The sequence below is a fragment of the Rhodovulum viride genome (assembly GCF_003265965.1).
In the GTDB taxonomy this organism is placed as follows: Bacteria; Pseudomonadota; Alphaproteobacteria; order Rhodobacterales; family Rhodobacteraceae; genus Rhodovulum; species Rhodovulum kholense.
In genome coordinates, this window is the sequence record NZ_MUAV01000229.1 from 1 (window position 1) to 342 (window position 342).

Sequence of the window (342 nt, forward strand, 5' to 3'; positions counted from 1 at the left end):
CGGCTTTGCCGATCTCTGGCGCAAGGGCGCGCCGCTGGCCTCGGCCCTCGACCTGGTGCTGTCCAATCTCGACCGGGTCGCGGCCTATGCCGGGACGGCGGCCACGCTGATCGCCGGGCGGTTTGCGGCGAGCTTCGCGGCGGCGACCGTGGCGGCGGCCGCGCTGAACGCAAAGCTTCTGCTGACCCGGGCCGCGCTGATGCGCACCGGGATCGGCGCGCTGGTGGTCGGCGCGGGCGAGCTGGTGCTGTGGTTCGGGCGGCTGGTGACGGCGGCGGGGGGCTTTGGCGCGGCGCTCGATCTGATGAAGGATGTCGCGGCCGAGGTCTGGGACCGGATCGT

General features: G+C 73.7%; 1 pseudogene. It reads left to right on the plus strand.

The annotated features are described in order from the left end of the window. Positions 1–342: pseudogene (locus BYZ73_RS23315) on the plus strand (phage tail tape measure protein); the annotation flags it as partial.